Source organism: Lacipirellula limnantheis (assembly GCF_007746075.1).
Classification (GTDB): domain Bacteria; phylum Planctomycetota; class Planctomycetia; order Pirellulales; family Lacipirellulaceae; genus Lacipirellula; species Lacipirellula limnantheis.
The window spans coordinates 3,089,161-3,106,261 of record NZ_CP036339.1 but is presented as its reverse complement, the minus strand read 5'-3'; the positions used below and the strand labels follow the sequence as shown (position 1 = coordinate 3,106,261).

Genomic DNA, 17,101 nt, shown 5'->3' with positions numbered 1-17,101 from the left:
CGGTCCTGCGTCTCTGGTCCCGTGCTGCCTGTCATTCTGATGGAGGGGCTTCAGGCGTCAAGAATTTTAACGGCAAAGCAGCCACGATTGCCCCGCGCGGCCAAGCAGCGGACCGCTTTACCGGCGCCCTCGGTGCCATCGACCTGATCGACACCAAGTCGCTAACTCCCCCAACCCTCCAATCTCTTCTCTACCCACAACGATTGCGGAAACAAGCGTGCCGGCGCACGCGCGCTCGTCGGTCGCACGCAAGCAGTCGACGTGCTGCAACGCCGATTGCGTCGTCGCCCTCGCCCGTACCGACGCCAATCGGCGCAAGAACGATGCCACGACACGGAGGCTCGGCAGCGGAAGCTCTTGCTTGAGCCGAACGCTTCTCCGGAGTCCCCTGTCGTCTTTGAGCGCGTCTGCGACCTGAACGCGAACGAGCTTGAGGACCGATTATGCGGACCGGCCCGGGACGTCGGGTAACGCCTGGCGCATGATCGAATTGGCGGCGACCGGCGAGAAGTGCGAAGTCGGACCTCCGTTGCGGCAGCGCCTCGGCGTCCCGACGATTCGTCGCACCCAAACGTACGCGCGGCTCCAGCGAACAAGCAACTGGCAGGTGGGCTGCCGACGCGTCGGCATTGATCGCCCGCAGAAGGTCATCGAAGAGTGCGCATGGCCCCCCGCAATCGTTTACTCGGCCAACCAGCGAGCGATCCAGGGGGCAAGTGACGCGATGACGCGCCATTCCATCCACAGCGTCATCCCTAAGATTCCCAAAAAAGCAGCACCTCTGGCGAACTCCACCCAGTCGATCGGTCCCTTGCGCCAGGTTTGCACTGGGGTCGGCGAAGCCGCTGGCGACGTCCTAGCGAGCGGCGCTACCGCGCCAGCTGTCGGGCGCTGGCTGACGTCGGCGATCGTCCGAAGAGACCGGCGTCGGCTGCCAGACACGCTTATCCACGCATAAAAATCTCTTTCGGTGGACATGGCAGATGATCCTTGAAACGGCGACGCCGCAAACTGGCGGGCCCCTATCCGCGCTGTACGTCTTGTCGAAGAGCAGCGAAACTCCGTGTTTTCGCTGGCGTTTCTACGCAGACCATGCTTGCCGGGCCGAGGAGACGATATCATGATTTTCGTGAGCCTCGGCGACTCGGATGAAGCAATGTTCAAGCGTCTGGCCGACGGCGGCGTGCACTCGAGGTGATGCGATGTGGCAGAATGCCGACGTGGTGGGACTGCTGGACCGGCAGGGTCGGGTGCGCGTCGTCTACCGCAATGAGTCCGAAGCGCTCGTTCGCGACGTGGTCGGCCATCCGATTCGAGATTTCGCGGCCCCGGAATCAATCGAAACGTTTGATCGAGCGTTTGAAGCAGCCCTGCGAGGCGATGAATCGATGGTGCTGCTGGAGGGAGTCGCCGACGAAGGATTTACGTTCTGGGGCCGTGCGAACCTGGGGCCGTCGCCTGAGCCGAAGGCGCCGGTGCTGTTCCACTTTCGGCGGCTGCCACGGGCATGGTCGTTGCTCAGCGCGCGAGAACGGGAAGCCGTTGACGCGCTCAATGCGGCGCGCATGAACTCCAAGCGGGCCGCCAAGCAGCTGGGGATCTCACTCCACACGCTGAATTCGCACCGCCGCTCGATTTGTCGCAAATGTCAGCTGCACGGGGTCGGCGAGTTCTGGGTCTTTGTGGAACGCTGCCGGTAGCGACGAGCAATGGCCGACGGTTGCCCTGATGGACGGCGCCGCTAAAAGACCTGCTCCGAACTGATCCAGCACGGCGCCGATGCGCCACCTTCGACAGGCCGTAAGCGTCGCGGGCGCGAGGATGGTCGCCCGCGCAAGCCCACGCCCTTGCCACGACAGAAGAAACGTCGAGGCCATGACCACGGCTCGAGGTAGTACTATCGGCCCGGCGGAGTCGCGCAGCTCCGCTGTGCCTGTGCGGCGGAGCGTCGCATCGTCGAACCTTTGCCGCCGATCGAATCCTGTAGAACGACGCTCACATCATTGCATCCACCGCTCCACTTGCGGTCGATCTCAAGCACTCACGGACTTACCAGCGCTGGAAGAACAAGCGACCTGCGAGCGGACGTCGCCGACGGCGAGAGCTCGTCAAGAATCGAGCTGTCGGACTAGCGCTTTGCGCGCTCTTGATTGAGGGATCAATTCGCCTGAGGTCACCGCGGCTGTCCTTGACCTTCATCCGCCGGGCCAAGCTCACGTCAACTTCGGCTCGATAACGTAGATCTCGTCGTCAAGCGGATCAAGGCGGCGCTGTCCGTAATGACGCTCACATGCGGGAGAGCCTTCTGGTCACATTCCCCTTCAGTAGAGTTCGCCACAGAAACGAGCGTCTGGGTAAGGCCCCGACTAACTTTGCCTCCGACAGTTCGGCAACGTCTGCCTGCTGACGTTAACACGACGCCGCCCGCTCCCCAGGCCAGCCAAACAGCCATGGGTTCGGGAACTGCGGCGGTCGGCGCACTGCAAGAAAGCTGACGTTGCCAGATGAGCAGTTCAGTCCCGTCGACCGACAATAAATCAGGGGATTTCGGCCAACTCGTGCCAAGCTGAGAGTGGCATACTACTGTTCGCGATGTCGCGCTAAACAAACTGGAGAATCAAACACTACTCGGGCAAGTGAGCAGACGGAGGCGGCGGCGGCAGACCTAACATGGGTCTGGCGGGACGCTACCCAATTAGGTGGGCCCCAATTCATCCTCCATGACCACGGGGGACGCAACGTGTCAAAAGTGGCATCAACCCGAGCTTGGAGTGCTACAGGCCTCAATCCATCTGGGGAATCTCGATTGAGAATTGTCGAGAATTTACTTCGAGTAAGCATAGATTATGGTAAGGACATGACGAGAAGCCGGATTCCTAGCCTTGACGGATTACGCGCCGTCGCAATCGCGTTCGTGTTGCTGGGCCACCTTCGTGGCACGCGCGGCTTCCCCGATTCCGACTTGGAATACTGGCTAGGCAATTACTCCAACCTTGGCGTGCTGGTGTTCTTTGTAATCTCAGGCTACTTAATAACGACGCTGCTGATCCAAGAGCAGGCGAACACGGGCCGGATCTCGCTCAGGCTGTTCTACGCTCGCCGGGCAATACGAATCTTCCCGGCCTACTATGCATTCCTTGCCGTAGTCGTGGCGGCGTCGGCCCTTGAATGGATTCAGCTTCACCGCTTCGACTTGATAACCGCCGCCACCTACACCGTGAACTATTACGCCGACCGCTCGTGGTACGTTGGCCATCTGTGGTCGCTGGCGGTTGAGGAGCAGTTCTACTTGCTCTGGCCGCTGACTCTGAAGCTACTAGGCATTCGCCGCGGCATGTGGGTGGCCGCTGCGATGTTCGTCGCATCACCGATCACCGTAGGCGCGATGCGCGTTCTAATTAAGTCCGACCTGCGCGATCTGCCGATCTTTCCCGCCGTAGCCGGTGGGCTTGCAGTTGGTTGTCTGCTCGCGGGCTTTCGTCCATGGCTGTGGACGCAACGCTGGTACCTCTGGTTACTTGATAGTTATTTGATGCTGACTCTACCGGCTGTGATTATTCTCCTTAATCGCACGCGGAGCTCTACGGTCGGGGCTGTTTTCGGTGAGCCAATTATCTATGTGTGCATCGCGCTGACCATGGATTCATGCATCCGGAATTACGGTAACGCGATTGGCCGAGCGCTCAACTCTAGGCCGCTCGTGATGATCGGCGTGCTTAGCTACTCGATCTATCTTTGGCAGCAGTTATTCTTGAACCGCTATTCATCGTCGCCGTGGGCTGAGTTCCCTGTGAATATCTTTGCCGCGATGGCTGTGGCTTGCGTTTCTTACTTCGCGTTTGAACAGCCGTTGATGAAGTTGCGGACGAGATTCAAGGCCGTACATAAATCCGCCAAGGAAGACGCCGGCGGACGCTAGGGCTTGGGGTGGTGTGCACGAAAATGAGAAGTGAATTATGGCGAAGTGCAAATATTACCGCACGGATAGAAACAGGTACTCCCAGTAACAGCTTGCAGCGTTTGTAGCCAGCGGCACTCAACATCGTGTCGATTCTGTCGCAGACTTGGCCGGTCAGGTAATTGCGGTTCATGCGGTTTTCGGCTTGCATGTGACCGATCGTCGGCTCGATGGCCGCTCGACGGCGGAGTATGCGGCGGATCGCCCGCGTCGCTCGCTTGCGAATAGTGCGTACCACATGCACGATGGCCGAGCCTGCTAAACAATAGCCCTGTTAGCCTTGGGCCACCACGACATCGTCGGGCGTCTAACTGATTAAGCACTCCACTTCCTGAATCGCACCGCTGAGTTGAGGTGGCTTGTTTTTTGCGACGACTTTCTGGCTCTGGTGCAAGCTTGCGGTAACGATGATCTTGAAAATTGGTCTCCGGATCACTCCGACGGACATCACGCGCGCTGGATTCGCTCCAGCCGTGATCTGAGAATCACGGTCACTCCGACCGAGGTCGTCGAGCAACTCGGTAGTTGGTTGCCTGGTTTTTTCGATTTCAGTACCCTGTCCTTTAACCGGTCCCATAAGGCGGCTTTCGCTTCTTTCCTGACTTCAGAAGATTCCTTCTCAGAATCGAACTCGGTCGTCTTCCTTACCGTCGGCCAACTTCATACGCCTGCAAGAAGAAGGCGTCCGAGTACGGCAACGTCATCACGAACAACGCCGCCTGCACGAGTTCGCCGGCGACCTCCAGGTAGGCGTAACCGAAATCAACCTGCGCCTCGCGCAGGGGTTGCGACAGCGGCATGAAGACTTCCTGCCGCCCGTGGCACCAGGCCCGGAAGGCCTCCTAGGCGCTCGCGTTGCCGCCGTCGTAGCCCTGCAGGTCCCGCAATCGGTCGAAGATCCGCTTCGCCGTATGCCGCTGCTTCTTCGGGGCTGCTGATCGGCCTCCAACATCTCCGCGATTCGCAACAGAATCGGCTCAACCTTCGGCCGCTTGCGCGGCTGCGTCCGCCGTTAACCCAGTGGCTCAACGTGGCCTAGGACTGAAGTGAACTCCCCACCACTGGACCTCTTGATCATTTGGCGCGATTTTCCGCCGGGGGCTCTATCATACGCATCCTAATTTGAAGTAGCGCGTTCGAGGTTGGGAGCAGCGCAGATGGGTTTCATGAGGTCGGCATCCAGTGCGGCCTTGCGCCACGCCGCAACGGCGGCCTCTTCCAAGGCGTCAAAGTCGTCGTAGGCCCGGTTGCTCCAGAAATGGCTCTTGAGATAGTGCCAGAGGTTTTCGATCGGGTTCAACTCGGGACTACACGCCGGGAGCGTGACGACGGTCACGTTTTCGGGAACGCGAAGCTGCTTGCTGGCGTGAAAGCCGGCGCCGTCCCACAGCATCACGGCGTGTTCATCGGCCGGAATGGTCGTGGCGAACTGCGTCAAGAACTCGTTGACGATCTTCGTATTGAGCTGCGGACTGAGCAGTCCCTCGGCATGGCCCGTCTCCGGGCACACGACGCCCAGCACCCACAGGTACTGGTACTCGGTCTGACGGACCGCCGTGGGACGCGAACCGCGCGTCGCCCACACGTTGGTCGTCGTCCCTTGCTGTCCGAACCGCGACTCATCCTGAAAGTAAATCCGCAATCGCTTGGTCGGCTGGGCCGCCTCAATCGCTCGCAGCCGGTCTGGCCACTCGCGCAGAAACGCCGCCTGCTTTTCGGGATCGGCCTGGCGATGGCGCGGCCGAGGGCGCAGGTACGAATATCCCAGTCGATGAAGCAGATGATAGACGCCGGCCAGCGAGCGCAGCAGTTGGAACTCCTGGGCCAAGATCCGCTGCACGTCTTTGCCGCGAAGCGAACAGACTTCGTCCTGGGCCGTCGGGCCGGCGTCCAGACGCTGACGAACGCGCTCTTGTTGTTCCGGCGTGAGCGGAAGTCGAGGATCGCGGCCGCGGCGATCCTCGAGCCCCGCCAAGCCTTCTTCGTTGTAGCGACGCACCCAACGTTGGCAGATGCGGCGAGTCAGGCCCACGGCCATCGCCACCGCCGGCGCCGTCCACCCTTCCATGCCGAGGATGACAATCCGCAGCCGCTTGGCGCGATCGGCGTCCTTCTCAACTCGCTCCAGCCGCCGCAATTCGCCCAGCGGCAGATGATCCTTCACGTCCATCGCAACCTCCCAGAAAAGGAGCCTGCAATAGCATCATGGGTAAACTGGGAGGGCGCAAGAGGGGGGCGCGCTACCTCAGATTGGAATCCGTATAACCTTCGCTGTAGAGAGTCGCGTCGTCGGACCTTTGCCGACCATCGAATCCTATAGAACGAGCTCACCTAATTGCAGCCGACGTTCAGCATGCGGTCGATTTCAATTCGCTGGAACACAATTTCCAAGCAGTGGGCCGCGTCATTCGCTGCGTGCGCCAGCTATTGCGGGGCATGGCGTCCGCTTGGCGACCGCCGGCGGCCGTCGCTCCCGCCATGGCCACCGGCAGCGGGCCGGCAAATTGACGTCAACTGCGTTGACGACCGAGCCGACGACACTATCGTGGATCGTGAGCATCGTTTAGACCTGCGGCGCATGACGTCGGAAACGCCGCTTGTCCCGCCGCCGCGCGACTCGCGTAGTCCGCACTGCTTGGTCAACGTCGGCTTCGATGTCGAGCAAACAAAACGCCCGCGGCGATGCTGGCGGCTGCTGTGCAGGATGGCCAGCCGAACTGGCCTCGGCGCCTCTGGGAAAGCGAAGGTCACGCGTAGAACCTCTCCGACGGGTACAGCAAGAACCGAATGGGACGGCAGCTGGAACGCTGTGTAATTCGCCGTGCGCTAGATACCTGGGTAGGCTAGCAATAATACACTGCCAGGTACCGCGAGCCTGGATCGGTTCCTGACTCAACCCCGAATCGCAAATGCCAATGAGGCGTCATTGCTCTGCGCGACGACGAAGCGAGGGACTTTTGACTTTACTTCCCGCAACGTGCAGCAAATCCGTTCGTATTGGTGAATGGCCATGACTGGTGACGCCGACTTCCAATCGCCGATCGAACCGACGCAGGATGATCTGCACGAGGGGGCGTCATCGCGCACGCGCAGTCCCTACCGACGACTCAAACTGCTGCTGGCCGGGCTGCTCGCGGCGCTGATTGCCGGCCTAGCGTTCTATTTCGCGACCCCGACGCAGTACAGCGCGCGGGCGGTGATCTCAATCGCGAAAAACGCTCCGTTCATTGCGTTCCCAGCGGACAGTGATGACCCCACCAGAAATCGGTTCGTCGAGACGCAAGTCGAGCTGATCCGATCTCCGGTCATCCTAAATCGCGTCGTTGGAAACCCAACTGCAGCAGCTTGCGCTGAACTCAGAGAGAGCGTGGACCCCGTCGCTCACATTCAAGATCGTCTCCTGATTTCTCGCCTCGGCGATTCCAATCTGTATGAAACCAGGTATGTCTCGGCATCCGCAGAGGACGCCGCCAGTATCGTAAATGCCGTCGTGACCGAGTACTTGCATGCACATCGATCTGAGCCCGACTACAATGGGGCACGAGTGATCGAAATGCTTGGCGCCGAGCAGCAGCGTCGTGAGGTTGAGCTGGCCCAGTTGCGCGAAAAGGTTCTCCAGCTCAGTCGAGAAACGCACGGCCCGAATCCATTCAGTCGAAACGCGAAGAGTAGCAACGCAGATCGCTATGAACTGACGAGTGACCTCCGACGAAAGGCAGCGGAGGTCGACCTGGAACTGGCGCTGCTAGACGCTGAACAGCGACGTCTCGAATCCTCGCCGTCAAAACCGCCACACCTCGACGCGCACGTGGAATTAGCCGTTCAGAATCATCCCCCGATCATCGCGTCCCAGCTGACGGTCGACGAGCTCCAGGCACAAATCGATCAACTTCCGGGACCAACGGGCGGGAGTGAGACTGATGAGAAAAAGGCGTTGGCCGAACTCACGCGTGAGCTCGGCGAGCGGCGCGCTGCACTTGATCAACTCAAAGAAGATCAGCGTGATGTGCTGCGACGTAAGCACGCCGCTTTGCATGCAGAAGAACAATTTCAAGCGCAGCAGTCGCTTCGCGACAAGATTGCCGCTCTGAACGTGAAGAAGGATGTCCTAGCGAACCGTCTTGATGCGGCGGAGAAGCAATTGGAGGCGGACGAGGGAAAACTCAGCAGCTTAGAGTTCACGCTTGCTGAACTTGATCGCGAGAAACAGGTGTTTGAGTTGATCGCGGCCCGTAAACTCAGGCTGGAAACGGAGCGCAACGCCCCTGAAAGGGTCGCATTGATGGCGACTGCTCGGCCCCCCGAAAGTCCTGAGCCCAAAGTCGCGTTATGGACGCTGGGCCTCGTCTGCGGCGTTGCCTTCCTGCTGCCGCTTGTCGTCGCACGATTCTGGCCAGCGCGCGCCGCGTGACCGACTGTTCTGATTTGCCTCGCTGCTCGTGATGCGCAACAGGCAATCCCGACAACGCCACGGCAACTTCCATCCTGCTTCCCGAAGCCTGCTTGAGCATCTCTAGGCGGCGACTTGAGGGCTTGGTCTTGGCGAGGCATCTGACAATCGCATTTCCTGGCTGGAGTGCGTCAGGATGCAAGCTGGCACGGAGTCCTACGAGCACGACGGGGTGCTGTCTCGTAGGAGTTATCGGCGCGACCTAAGCCGGTCGGCGGTTTTGGCGAAGCCCATCACCATTTGGTGAGCTTCTATCGCAATCACGAACAACTTGCTGCTGCACCCCCTGCCCGCCGTCGCTCAGCGATCTGATCGTCAACCTAGCAGCTCCGGGCCACGGGGCGATCCTGACGATGTGGAAGAGTGGAGTCGACAAAACCACTATCGCAGCATCAGTTGCCGTGGCGCTGATCGAACGTGGTCATCGCGTTCATCGTTCGACGACTGATCCGGCGGCTCACATCGAGGCGGCGGTCTCTGATGACCGTCAGTCAGTCGAATCGATCCGGTCATCGCGGCAGTGATGCAATCGGCAGGTGCAACATGGCCGCTTCTGTTTCTCACAAATAACGAGCCTCACGCTGAAAAATGCCATTCGACTTCCGGCAAAGCGCCATGCTGCTAGCGGCCAGCTCTCGGCAAGTTGGGGTCCGTTGACTCGTTGGCCGGTCGTGATTTTGATGGCATAATCGTCGCTTAGCCGGCGTGCGGCGAGTAAACCAGTTCACTTCCGTTTCCAGAGGCCGGCGAATGGCTCGCGTTGGACCAGTTGCACTAGTGTTGGGGTTTCTGTGCTGCGTCGCGTCCCCGACTTCAGGCGACTTGCTGAATGAGTTGCAACGAAGCGCCGTGTCGTCGGGAGCATCGCCGGCTGCCCATTGGGGGACCGATGCAACGCGGTACAGCACTTGGTCCGCGCATTCGAATCGGCTGATTCCCGTCTACGCCTATGGCGCCAGCGGCGGCGACGCCGGCGTCGATCTGACAAGCTATACGGGCGCGAACAGCGTGTACCGTAATGAAGAACGCCTGCGCCGACTCTACGGCGGTCCAGCGGCAGACTCCGTCTCTGACGCCGCTCACTATCTGGACCAGACGAATATCTATGATCTGCAAGCGGCAGCGCTCGCTGCCGGCAAGAAGTACATCTTCCTCGTCGTGTTCGATGGGATGGATTGGGACACGACGCGTGCCGCTTCGATCTGGAACCTTCAGCGCGTCGCTTATGCTGAGGGTCGAGGAAGCGGAACGCACTTTCAGGACTACGATGCCGAGGGAACGAGCCAGTTCAGCTGGATGGTCACAAGTCCCTACCGCGACGGAACGCAGGTCGACGTCAACGCCCAACGTGTGAAGAATCCCGGAGGCGGCCTCGCCGGCGGCTATCGGCCAGAGTTGGGAGGGATCACTCCCTGGGCGACGGCGACGGAACCCGAATATCTCATCGCTGGGCCTAAGGACGGTCCGGTGCGACACGCTTACGCCGATTCGGCCAGTTCCGCGACGAGCATGACCTCCGGCGTGAAGACCTACAATGGAGCCATCAACGTCGATCCGTATGGCGCGCGGCTGGCGACGATAGCGCATCGCGCTCAGCGGGCGGGCTACCGTGTGGGGGTCGTGACGTCCGTGCCAATCAGTCATGCGACTCCAGCGGCGGCCTATGCTCACAATGTCCATCGTGATGACTATCAAGATCTAACGCGTGATTTGCTAGGACTGCCGTCAATCAGCCATCCCGAGCAACCGCTGGACGGAATGGACGTCGTGATTGGAGCCGGCTATGGCGTTGAGAAAGGCACAAATAAGGCGCAGGGAGACAATTTTGTTCCCGGCAACGACTATCTGACCGATGCTGACATGAAGGCAGCCGACGTCAATCATGGCGGCCGCTATGTCGTCTCGGTCCGCTCGCCAGGAGAACCAGGGGGAAGTCACCTCGCCGCCGCCGCTCAGCGGGCGGCTCGCGAAGGCCGTCGGTTGTTAGGGTTCTATGGCGTCGGCGGCGAAAAAAAGCATGTTGGGGGCCATCTGCCCTTCGCCTCAGCGGACCGCGACTATTGTCCGGCTCCTGGACTAAACGGCGAACCGATCGTTTATTCTGAGGAGGAAATTACTGAAAATCCGACCCTGGCCGAGATGACTTCCGCCGCGCTGATTGTCTTGGGCAATAACAATGATCGCGGGTTCTGGCTCATGGTCGAGGAAGGCGACGTCGATTGGGCCAATCACGGCAATAACCTCGACGCATCGATCGGCGCGGTCAATAGCGGCGACGAGGCCGTGAAGATCATTACCCAGTGGGTTGAAGCGAACAGCAACTGGCAAGAGTCGCTGATGATTCTTACTGGCGACCATGGTCACTACCTACACCTGGACCGACCGGAACTCCTCATCCGTCCATTAAACGAGGGTAACGCCGGCGGCAATTGAGATTTGACGCGCCCCGTGGCAGCTTCGCCCCTTTCCAGTCAGCCACTTACACGGCTAATTCCGCGCGTCTTCACACTTAGCAAGTTCCACTTGGGTCTCACTACTTTGATTGCGCTAGACCGGGCCAGGTTCAGCAGCGACCCCCAACTTGGTCGTGATCGAGCCCAAGGCGACCGAAGATGGGCGCCTTATTGCTAGCGAACGCTGTTGAGTGCACTAGCGCCAAATTGGCAGCGATTTTCGCAAGAGGCGACGCGCGGCGACCACATTGAACTCGATCCGTGCCGGCGCCTCGCCGCGAGTCAGTTCTTCAGCAAATGCGCGGGAACGCTCAGCGATTCGGCGGCGGCCGGCAGAGAAAAAGCCGCGCCGATCGTTCCTGCCGACTTGTCGTCGTCAAACGTCGGCAGCGCCCCTGGAATGCTCTCTCAAAGGCTGCGCGACTGACGACGCGCAGCCGCTCGGTAAGCGTTCGAGCGTCGCCGGAGGGGCTCACCTTAATGCGGTCAGCGGTGAACGCGGAGGCGTCGAACTGGGCGACTCCAAAGATCAGCCGATCAACCAGCATCCCTTGATGAAAATTGGCGAAGGCCCTTCACGAGGTTCCCCAGGTTCTGTCCTTCGGTCGGGCCAAAGTGCTTGTCAATGGGAGTGCGGCGCGTCACGACGCCGATGCTCCGGCCTTTTTTTATTGGCCGACAAAGCTTCTTGACGTTATACAAAATAACGTATACTGTAATTCGTATAACAGACGATGCGTGGAGATAGGAACGGCTAAGGAGCAGGAAGTATTTGTAGCCTGGGAAGGTGATAGCCTGGAGGTAGTTAAGAGCTTCCCCAAGGACATCAAAGAAGACCTGGGTTTGGATATCCGGAGAATGCAAAGCGGAGAGAGACCGCTTAACGCCCGACCTATGACATCAATTGGTGCGGGAGTTTTCGAGCTTCGCCAGATGGACAAAGATGGCTGGCGCCGGCTGATTTATCTCAGCTAAGTCGGCAACACCATTTACATGCTCCATGGCTTTACGAAGAACTCAGCCAAGACGCCTCGCAATGACTTGAGCGTAGCGAAGGGCCGCTTGCGGGCGGTAAAGGATAGATTGAGAGAGGAGAAGAAAAATGCACGCAAAGAAAAATGAACCTACCCACGTAAGCAGTGGAAATATCTTCGAGGATTTGGGCTTCCCGTCGGAAGAAGCTTCGATACTGCTCCTTAAGGCGTCGATGCACAGCGAGATTCTGAAGGCAATTGAAAAGCAAAAGCTGACGCCGCGTCAGCTCGAGAAAGTGCTCGGAGTTCCGCAGCCTCGAGTTAGCGAGCTTATGCGAGGAAAGATTTCCGGCATGACGCTCGACCTGCTAGGCAAGTATCTCTATCGCCTGGGCCGCGAAGTGAAAGTAACTTCAAGGGAGCGCGAGTGCCTCTTCCGGCTTTAGCTTGAGACTTGAACAACCGATAATCTATCGCGTCGTTTGAGGTGGTCCCTTCACCTAAGGCGACGAACAGACCAGGCGGCGGCTTAGACTCAACCTACTCAACCTCTAAGCCGCCGCCATCTTTTTTAAACACCTTTCTTTGCATCCGAAACGCAGCTGTTAGAATGGCCGCCGCGTCGCCTTCGTGCCGCAGGGATTCAGAGCCATTCGGATGGAATCTTCTCCTCTTGCTTCTATCAAGGAGCAAATCGAAAAGGAGCGGTCTAGCCTTCGAGCTCAGGCCAATCGCCTTGAAGCTGAACTAGCACGCGGTTGCGGGCACGTGGCAGATGGCAGCACGGGCCCGTAAGCGGTAATCCGACTAGCGAATGGGGAACACAGTACGGGGCAAAAAATGGGGAAGATCGGATTCGATGCTTCACCAGCCGTCGAGCTCGTCACGAATGCTGTAAAGATACAGAATTGAAGCAACTAAGCTCGCTCCGAGGCCGAATGCCGCCATCTTTCCGATGTAGGCCACCATGGAGAAGCTGTCGACGCCGGCCGATATTCCGATGTGACGCGATTGTTCTGTCCTCGCTGCATTACGAAGCGCGTCGATGAAGATTAGCAGAACTCCAAGAAAGGGGCCCAACGCGACGAACACCAGGGCGGATAGGGGACCAGACCGCCCCTTCGTGGAACGGTAGATGACGATCAGCCCGACCAACGTTAAGAGGCAGACGACGAAATAGCCATAAGCAGCTTCGTCAGATGGGTTTCGGTCCATGTCATCAGATTCCTCGAGGGTTCTTTTACAACTCGCAGCGGTCCAATTTCCGGTTGCGACGGGCTCGTTGCAAGCGTCGCCGAAAAACAAAAGACCTCACCAGAAGCGTCAGTTCGCGCGCTCCCGACTCGCCAAAGGGTAATCACACCGGCAACGATGGGAACGCATCAGCGCGGTGCTGACGGCGCAGTGCGTGAGGCCGCCCGCGGGCGCAGAGACTACTTGAACGCGTCCCGCAAACGATGAGGCGTCAGTTTGGGTCAGTTCTTCAGCAAATGCGCGGGAACGCTCAGCGATTCGGCGGCGGCCGGCAGAAAAACGCCGCGCCGATCGTTCCTGCCGACTCGTCGTCGTCAAACGTCGGCAGCGCCCCTGGGAATCCTCTCTCCAGGGCTGCGCGCTTGACGACGCGCAGCCGCTCGCTGAGCGTTTGAGGATCGCGGGAGGGGCCCGCTGGGATATGGTCCGTGGTGAACGCGGAGGCGTCGAACTGGGCGACTCCATAAATCAGCCGATCACCCAGCATCCCTTGTTGAAAATTGGCGAAGGCCCTTCACGAGGTTCCCCAGGTTCTGCCCTCCGGTCGGGCCGAAGTGCTTGTCAATGGGAGTGCGGCGCGTCACCATGCCTATCACCTGAAGATTTTCCCGACCTACGACTACTCTACGGGGCGACGCATCGATGAGCGCTTTGCGAATCGTGATCTTCTTGTGCGGAGCCGCGGTCGGCGCGGTTGCGATGCAGGCCTTGCCGTTCGCCGTGCAATGGCGACGAGATGCGCTGGCGACGCTCCATGTCGAGAAGTTGCAGGCGACGACGGCGCCATCGGTCGATGCGGGGTTTGTCGCGACATCGCGCGAGGCTGGTGAGGATCTGATCATCAAGGAGTATAAGTCGCCGTTCGGCTCGGATGTCGAGTTGCGTCGTTGGAAGTTGCGCGCCCCCGAGGATGTGCACCGGCAGATTGAACGGGCGATGATCGCGGAGCGGGGCTCGAAGCGGGATCGCGAGTTTGACAAGGCGGCTGCTTTCGGGACGCGTCAAAATGTTCAGGCGATCAAGGAAATCGAGCTGCCGAGTCTACGGGCGCACATTGGGCTGCTGAACAATCTCATCGCGTCAACAAAGCAGGAACTGGTAGACATCGTGCTCATGCGCGAATTGGCGGTGCAGCGATCTCAGTCGACGGCTGGTGTTGAGCAGGCGGTGTCGGCGGCCCTCGCGGCCGATTCCGCGCTCAAGTCGTTGCGAGGCGAGTCAACAAAAATTGACGAGCAACTCGTGGCGCGACGTCAGGCGAGCCGCGATCAGAACAGCGTTGAATTGCGTGCGCTCCAACGTAAGCGAGACCAAATCAAATTGAACTTGACCAAACGTCGCGAGATTGTGGAGGCCGAAGCGAGGAAGAAAGCCGAGAGTGCTCCCAACGACAAACTACGCGCGGCGATCACTGAATACCGAATTCGCAGCGATTCGGCTGAGAGGCGATTGCGTGAGTATGAAGAAGCGCTGAGCAATGCGAACAAACGGATGATCGCGCTGCAACGGGCGTTGGACGCGGCAAATCAACCGCCGACAGCGGATTCGTCGATTTAGCGATTTCTGCACGCCGCGACGCCGATTATCGCGCTCGATCGTGCAACGTCGCCATTGCGGCCGGCTCACCGGCGTAGTCAGGGCCTCTAGTAACCGTGCGGTCCACTAGACTCACACAGTCGACGTTCGCGCTACTGCGCATGGCGCGTCGTCGGCTGAGGTCTATGTACCTACCCTACGGCGTCGGCTTTCCTTGCGCCGGCGCGGTGGGGAGAGGCGCCGCTGCGACAGGCCAAGCTTCCTCCCACTCCCCCCCGGTCTTACCACAAGGACGCCATTGGTTGGCTGGGCGTCCGAAATCTATCCCGCACGCCGCGCAAACGCCGCCTGAGTCAGCAAATTACGATCCCGAATCGCTCGGTTCCTACGCCGGAGCAGTAGATCCCATGCCCTCGCCCGGCTTCACAGTGGTCGCGTGGCAGTTCGGCGCGGTCCTCCAGTGGAAGTGAAAATTGCAGTATGGCCACGTTTTCATCTTCGCTCGTGAGGCTCCTGGCGATCCTTTTCCAAAGCCGCTGCCGCTCAATGCTTGCCTTACTTCCATTTCCGCAATTGAAGGAATGCTGAGAGAGGCAAAGTGGTTGTCTCGCGGTATGCGGGAAGGACGACGGAGCGAGCGACTGAGCCCCGTCAGGCGTGCAGCGGAGCGCGCCCCTTATAGGGCGATCGTCACAGTTAGAAGAGGTCGATGGAGGCAACGGTGAAGGGGCGACAAGAAGCTCCGCAATTGGCGTTTGAAAGCAGTTTAATTTCTGACATGGGTTTGGAGATGCGTGCAGCTCGAAGTCGTGCCACTGAAGAGGCTTGTCACGCGGCCCTCGGCAGCGGCCGTCAAGACCCATCTATTTCCTCCGCAGTGATATTGTCACCCCGGTGTCGGGATAGCAGGTCGCCGGTCCGTTGCTGGCACATCGCAGCAACTCTTGGGGAATTTGGGGCAAATTCATCACATGGATAGATCCCGACTGAACCTTAAGAAGAATTAATGCCACTATAGGCGAGCTTCGATTCTAATAATTCCGATGATGACGATTAGTCGGATTAGTTGAGGTGGTTCGAGTGGACGTTTTGGGGACCACCCCCCGACTCTTCCAATCGGTTGCCTACGTTAGTGGGCTTTGCCCGTTTCATTGTGACGCAAGTCGACGATGTCCACGGCGGAGGAGGCAACCCACCTTTACCACTTTGCCCGTTTCGCCGCGACTGCTAACGGTCGCGCAATGCTGGCATATTTGCAATTACCCATTCATTACTTAGCGAAACGAGACGCCCCAGCCACTGAGCTCTCTCGCATTCCGCGATACAGCTGTGAGCGCCGGGTTCCAATCCGGCAAGCTACAAGCCCGCCCGAACGCATTATGAAGTTGTCATCAATTCGCGCCATCTTCCTGGGATTGCTCCTCCTTTCGCTTTCGGCTTGTCAGAAGCATGAGGCGCATCACGAGGAGCCGCACAAGATCGTAGTGACGAGCCCGGTCTCGAAAGACGTGACGAGTACGCAGCGATACGTCTGTCAGATTCACTCGCGCCGTCACATCGAAGTCCGCGCCCTGGAAAGCGGCTACCTCGAAGAGGTCAAGGTGAAGGAAGGACAAGCCGTCAAGGAAGGCGACTTGTTGTTCAAGATTCTTCCAACGCTTTACCAGGCCAAGCTCGATTCCGAGCTTGCCGAGGCACAGTTGGCGCAGATTGAATTCAACAACACGAAGAAGCTGTACGAGCAAAAGGTCGTCTCGCCGCAGGAAGTGGCGCTAGCACAGGCCAAGCTCGACAAAGCCAACGCCCAGGTGAAATTGGCGCAAGCCGAACTGAATTTCACCGACGTCAAAGCCCCTTTCGACGGCATCATCGATCGTCTGCACGAACAACAAGGCAGTCTCATCGAAGAAGGCGACATCCTAACGACGCTCTCCGACAATGACGTGATGTGGGTGTACTTCAACGTGCCGGAGGCCCGTTATATCGAATACGAATCCGAGATGGACCAGCAGCATGAGCTGCAAGTCGATCTTGAGCTCGCGAACGGTAAGGAGTTCCCCCAGATCGGGAAGATTGGCGCCATCGAGGCCGACTTCAACAACAAGACAGGCAACATTGCCTTCCGCGCCGACTTCCCCAATCCGACCGGCCTCTTGCGTCACGGTCAGACAGGCACGGTAATTCTCAGCCATGTGGAGAAGGACGCCATCGTCATTCCACAGCGCGCGACCTTCGAGATTCTTGCGAAGCGCTACGCCTACGTCGTCGGGGAAGACAATTTGGTGCATCAACGCGAAATACAAGTCAAGAACGAAATGGAGGACGTCTACGTCATCAAGGAGGGCCTTGGCGTGAATGACAAAATCGTCCTCGAGGGCATCAGGCAAGTTCGTGACGGCGAGAAGGTTGAGTTTGAGCTGCTCGCTCCTGAAGTGGCTCTCAGCAATCTGAAGTACAAGGCCGAGTAGGCATCGTA

General features: G+C 59.0%; 14 protein-coding genes and 1 pseudogene. 10 read left to right on the top strand and 5 right to left on the bottom strand.

Translation table 11 applies throughout. The annotated features are described in order from the left end of the window. The first annotated feature begins 430 nt into the window (after window positions 1–430). The 3 genes from I41_RS12080 to I41_RS12070 all read left to right on the top strand — a co-directional run bounded on the left by I41_RS12080 (window position 431) and on the right by I41_RS12070 (window position 3,919). Window positions 431–958, top strand: a complete 528-nt coding sequence (locus I41_RS12080) for a hypothetical protein (protein WP_145432930.1) — start codon at window positions 431–433, stop codon at window positions 956–958. Window positions 959–1,202: 244 nt separating this feature from the next. Then, window positions 1,203–1,700: a helix-turn-helix transcriptional regulator gene (locus I41_RS12075; protein ID WP_145432929.1), complete on the top strand. Its 498-nt coding sequence runs from the start codon at window positions 1,203–1,205 to the stop codon at window positions 1,698–1,700. Between the two features lie 1,106 nt (window positions 1,701–2,806). Further along, on the top strand, window positions 2,807–3,919 hold the full coding sequence (locus I41_RS12070; protein WP_145432928.1) for an acyltransferase family protein: 1,113 nt from the start codon (window positions 2,807–2,809) through the stop codon (window positions 3,917–3,919). Window positions 3,920–4,602: 683 nt separating this feature from the next. Here the strand turns inward: I41_RS12070 and I41_RS27225 are convergent. From I41_RS27225 to I41_RS27220, 3 genes are all read right to left on the bottom strand, one after another. Then, window positions 4,603–4,758 (bottom strand): hypothetical protein, encoded by a 156-nt coding sequence (locus I41_RS27225; RefSeq protein WP_168206842.1) that lies wholly within the window; start codon window positions 4,756–4,758, stop codon window positions 4,603–4,605. A 317-nt stretch (window positions 4,759–5,075) separates the two neighbouring features. Beyond that, a complete protein-coding gene (locus I41_RS12065; protein ID WP_145432927.1) occupies window positions 5,076–6,128 on the bottom strand; it encodes an IS630 family transposase in 1,053 nt (350 codons plus the stop codon). Window positions 6,129–7,268: 1,140 nt separating this feature from the next. Next, window positions 7,269–7,595 (bottom strand): hypothetical protein, encoded by a 327-nt coding sequence (locus I41_RS27220; RefSeq protein WP_168206841.1) that lies wholly within the window; start codon window positions 7,593–7,595, stop codon window positions 7,269–7,271. 297 nt (window positions 7,596–7,892) lie between these two features. Here I41_RS27220 and I41_RS27215 point away from each other — a divergent pair, with 297 nt between their 5' ends. The 5 genes and pseudogenes from I41_RS27215 to I41_RS12030 all read left to right on the top strand — a co-directional run bounded on the left by I41_RS27215 (window position 7,893) and on the right by I41_RS12030 (window position 12,281). After that, window positions 7,893–8,369: a hypothetical protein gene (locus I41_RS27215; protein WP_168206840.1), complete on the top strand. Its 477-nt coding sequence runs from the start codon at window positions 7,893–7,895 to the stop codon at window positions 8,367–8,369. 789 nt (window positions 8,370–9,158) lie between these two features. Next, a complete protein-coding gene (locus I41_RS12050; protein ID WP_145432925.1) occupies window positions 9,159–10,841 on the top strand; it encodes an alkaline phosphatase in 1,683 nt (560 codons plus the stop codon). Window positions 10,842–11,048: 207 nt separating this feature from the next. Next, a complete protein-coding gene (locus tag I41_RS12045; protein ID WP_145432924.1) occupies window positions 11,049–11,288 on the top strand; it encodes a hypothetical protein in 240 nt (79 codons plus the stop codon). A 188-nt stretch (window positions 11,289–11,476) separates the two neighbouring features. Beyond that, window positions 11,477–11,983 (top strand): annotated as a pseudogene (locus tag I41_RS28550) (type II toxin-antitoxin system RelE/ParE family toxin). After that, the gene (locus I41_RS12030) at window positions 11,964–12,281 is read left to right on the top strand and encodes a helix-turn-helix domain-containing protein (RefSeq protein ID WP_145432921.1); all 318 of its coding nucleotides are present in this window, start codon (window positions 11,964–11,966) and stop codon (window positions 12,279–12,281) included. The pseudogene I41_RS28550 and the gene I41_RS12030 overlap by 20 nt, the downstream one beginning before the upstream one ends. A 418-nt stretch (window positions 12,282–12,699) precedes the next feature. Here the strand turns inward: I41_RS12030 and I41_RS12025 are convergent, their stop codons facing one another. Together I41_RS12025 and I41_RS12020 are read right to left on the bottom strand one after the other, a co-directional pair. Continuing rightward, a complete protein-coding gene (locus I41_RS12025) occupies window positions 12,700–13,050 on the bottom strand; it encodes a hypothetical protein (RefSeq protein ID WP_145432920.1) in 351 nt (116 codons plus the stop codon). Between the two features lie 289 nt (window positions 13,051–13,339). Continuing rightward, window positions 13,340–13,576, bottom strand: coding sequence for a hypothetical protein (locus tag I41_RS12020; RefSeq protein WP_145432919.1), 237 nt, complete (start codon window positions 13,574–13,576; stop codon window positions 13,340–13,342). A 155-nt stretch (window positions 13,577–13,731) separates the two neighbouring features. Here I41_RS12020 and I41_RS12015 point away from each other — a divergent pair, with 155 nt between their 5' ends. Beyond that, complete coding sequence (locus I41_RS12015) at window positions 13,732–14,646, top strand: hypothetical protein (RefSeq protein WP_145432918.1); 915 nt, start codon at window positions 13,732–13,734, stop codon at window positions 14,644–14,646. Window positions 14,647–16,004: 1,358 nt separating this feature from the next. Further along, the gene (locus tag I41_RS12010) at window positions 16,005–17,093 is read left to right on the top strand and encodes an efflux RND transporter periplasmic adaptor subunit (protein ID WP_145432917.1); all 1,089 of its coding nucleotides are present in this window, start codon (window positions 16,005–16,007) and stop codon (window positions 17,091–17,093) included. Window positions 17,094–17,101: the final 8 nt, after the last annotated feature.

What these genes read in the sequence shown, in the direction of transcription:
- I41_RS12075 (WP_145432929.1), top strand. Translation starts at nt 1,203, where the DNA reads ATGTGGCAGAATGCCGACGTGGTGGGACTGCTGGACCGGCAGGGTCGG.
- I41_RS27225 (WP_168206842.1), bottom strand. Translation starts at nt 4,758, where the DNA reads ATGCCGCTGTCGCAACCCCTGCGCGAGGCGCAGGTTGATTTCGGTTAC.
- I41_RS12065 (WP_145432927.1), bottom strand. Translation starts at nt 6,128, where the DNA reads ATGGACGTGAAGGATCATCTGCCGCTGGGCGAATTGCGGCGGCTGGAG.
- I41_RS12050 (WP_145432925.1), top strand. Translation starts at nt 9,159, where the DNA reads ATGGCTCGCGTTGGACCAGTTGCACTAGTGTTGGGGTTTCTGTGCTGC.
- I41_RS12030 (WP_145432921.1), top strand. Translation starts at nt 11,964, where the DNA reads ATGCACGCAAAGAAAAATGAACCTACCCACGTAAGCAGTGGAAATATC.
- I41_RS12025 (WP_145432920.1), bottom strand. Translation starts at nt 13,050, where the DNA reads ATGGACCGAAACCCATCTGACGAAGCTGCTTATGGCTATTTCGTCGTC.
- I41_RS12020 (WP_145432919.1), bottom strand. Translation starts at nt 13,576, where the DNA reads ATGCTGGGTGATCGGCTGATTTATGGAGTCGCCCAGTTCGACGCCTCC.
- I41_RS12015 (WP_145432918.1), top strand. Translation starts at nt 13,732, where the DNA reads ATGAGCGCTTTGCGAATCGTGATCTTCTTGTGCGGAGCCGCGGTCGGC.
- I41_RS12010 (WP_145432917.1), top strand. Translation starts at nt 16,005, where the DNA reads ATGAAGTTGTCATCAATTCGCGCCATCTTCCTGGGATTGCTCCTCCTT.